The following is a 1,994-nucleotide window of genomic DNA, read 5'->3' as shown; positions in this document are numbered from 1 at the left end:
CCATGCTGCACCCAGGCATCGCGGCTCCTGAACGAGCCGGCACGCACACCGATTTGGGTGCCGTTAATGTCGGCGGCGGTTTTGGTGATGAGGTTGATCACGCCGGAAAAAGCGTCGGCGCCGTACAGCGCGGAACCGGGGCCGCGAATCACCTCGATGCGCGCGATGTTCTCCACCGGCATGCCGCCCCAGATTTGGGAACGGTTGCCGGTGTACACGCTGGTGACGGGGATACCGTTCACCAGCATCAGCACCTGGGGGTTGTACTGGGTGTGGATGCCTCGGATGGTATAAATCGGATTATAGGCGGCACCGGCGCGCGCCACGTGCAGGCCCGGCACGGTTTCCAGCACCTCGTCCAGATCGGCTGCGCCGATGTCTGCGATGTCCTCCGCGGTGACCACGGTGGCGACCGACGGTGCCCGCGCGATGGGCTGCCGGACACCGCTGGCGATGGTGATGAAGGATTTGTCGCCGTAGGCCAGCGCCAGATCCTCTTCCTCGCCCCCCTGGTCGGCGCAGGCGCCGGCCCACGCGACGGCCAGTGCCGCGGCCACTAACCGCGCAATCGATCTCTTCATGACACCCCCCCTTGGCGCCGGAATGCGCGCCGACTCTTCTTCTTTTTTATGCTCGCCCCAGCGCAAGGACAGGTTTGCCCTCAGATCGAGCATCAGGTATTAGCGACGGAATCCCGCCAGCTACGGCGTGGAACGCCTTCGTAAAGCATAATCCGGCAAGGCAGCGGAAACAACAGGCCGGCCGGTTTCTCCGCCGCCTCCAGATAGCATGGCGGCATGCCGGCGAGAAAGGCCGGAATAACAAAAAAATAATACTCGCGTGGCGACATGCCAAAATCAGCGCCCAGCGCGGCTGCCAGCGCAGCATAATTCATGCGCAATCGCCAGCGCCCGGCGAGCAGAATTTTTTCCACCTCGAACGCAACCTTGAGATGCGGTCCACCGACCAGGCCTGTTTCGCGTACCAGCGCCATCATCGGGACGATGCGCTCGTCCCCGGAGACGATCGGCCGCCCGTAGCCGGCGATTCCCCTCTGCCGCTTGAGCTCTGCGCGCACCAGCTCGGCCAAATCTTCGCCCGCATCGACGTGGGTCTTGGCCCGGATCAGGAAATCGATCGCACGCAGATCGATGCCGCGACCGTATATCTGCGCTTCGGAAACGGCGAGCGCGGCGGCGATGCCGAGAGTACCAGTGCTGCGCGCTGTGCCCGCCAGCGCCGCCACGCGGTTGTTCCACAGGCGCGCATCCGGGTAGCTGGTGAAGCTCCAGATGGCTTGCACTACTCTTATCTGTTGCGGCGTGTAGCGGCGGCCGGTGATGCCGAACAGGTAGAGCTCCAGCCAGTCCAGGTCCTTGAGCGATGCGTGCAGGTCATGGCCACGGAATACCGCGCGTTCGCCTGGAAAAACCGCTCCCATGCGGGTGGCGAGCCGCCCGACATGCTGCTCCAACAGTTGTGGTCCCTTCACGCCCCTCCCTCCGCAAGATTCCCAGCGTTCTGGGCGGGGCCGGGGTCGTTTTCCAGTTCGGTGCGGAAAAACGGAAAATTCTTGTGGCCGTAATCCTTTTGTTCCAGGGCATGCGCCGCGGCGCCCGGCAGCCGCAGCAGCAAATGCAGCATTTCTCCCTGCGCCGCTGTGCAGCCGAGATCGAGCAAGGCCGCTGCCGCCACGCCGGACATCGCCAGCGGCAGCCCGGCGGCAGATTCCAGCAGCGGCCGGTGGGCTTGCAGCCAGGGAAGGGACGGCCCGGAACTCGCATCGGCGAGGTGCGCCAGGGTTTGCAGCACCGGCCCGGTGCAGCGCACACCGTGCAGGTCGAAACCGGCCGGATGGCCGGGCGCGGGCCAGACATCCGCCGGATCATCCACCGGCTTTGCGGCCAGACCCGTCTGCCACAATGCCAGATCAGTGCCACGTGCCAGCCAGTCTTCCATGGCGAGCCGCACTTCCCGCGCGCCGCCGGATGCGC

General features: G+C 65.2%; 3 protein-coding genes. All 3 read right to left on the bottom strand.

The window, feature by feature from the left end; genetic code table 11:
* Window positions 1–674, bottom strand: a 674-nt coding sequence (locus Q8S40_RS20250) for a TonB-dependent siderophore receptor (RefSeq protein ID WP_305671845.1), incomplete at its 3' end; no start/stop codon positions are given.
* Complete coding sequence (locus tag Q8S40_RS20245) at window positions 674–1,474, bottom strand: hypothetical protein (protein WP_305671844.1); 801 nt, start codon at window positions 1,472–1,474, stop codon at window positions 674–676. The genes Q8S40_RS20245 and Q8S40_RS20250, both read right to left, overlap by 1 nt.
* A 14-nt stretch (window positions 1,475–1,488) precedes the next feature.
* A partial coding sequence (locus Q8S40_RS20240; RefSeq protein WP_305671843.1) for a hypothetical protein occupies window positions 1,489–1,994 on the bottom strand: 506 nt, incomplete at its 5' end.

It is taken from the genome of Falsiroseomonas sp. (assembly GCF_030695085.1).
GTDB lineage: Bacteria > Pseudomonadota > Alphaproteobacteria > Acetobacterales > Acetobacteraceae > Falsiroseomonas.
This window is presented reverse-complemented; position numbering and strand designations above follow the sequence as displayed.